Raw genomic sequence first — 455 nt, forward strand, 5'->3', positions numbered from 1 at the left:
CCTGCCGGATTCCCGCCGCAGTGGCGTCGCGAAAGAACTCGTCGAAGTACCGCGTCCGCGCCGCCAACAGGTCGGTCATCCGCTGCAATCCCCAGGGGGTGTCGACGTCGGCCGGGTCGAGTTGACCGGTGGCCCACCGAGTGAAGAAGTCAACGTTGATCGCCTAGCGGTTGGGCGAACGGGTCGTCGATCAGCGGGTCGGGGGTGTTGGTGGCCACGGCGCGAGCCGCGGCCACCACCGTGGCGGTCGCCCCGACGCTGGTCGCCAGATCCCAGGTGTCATTGTCGCTGCGTCGCATGAGCTATACCGGCGGGTGCGCCGCACCATTAATTAGCCACGTTAAGGAACTAACTCGGAGAGTACACCGTCGCGTCGGGCGACACGTCAGCCGGCGAATCCGCGGGCGACTTCGGCGGCCCTGGTCAGCGCGGCGAGATGATCGTCGACCGACGCC

Annotated in this window: 1 pseudogene; it reads right to left on the reverse strand. The window is 67.5% G+C overall.

What is annotated here, in order from left to right:
- Positions 1-299, reverse strand: a pseudogene (locus F6Q13_RS18010) (class I SAM-dependent methyltransferase); the annotation flags it as partial.
- Positions 300-455: the final 156 nt, after the last annotated feature.

It is taken from the genome of Mycobacterium sp., from assembly GCF_008709575.1.
In the GTDB taxonomy this organism is placed as follows: domain Bacteria; phylum Actinomycetota; class Actinomycetes; order Mycobacteriales; family Mycobacteriaceae; genus Mycobacterium.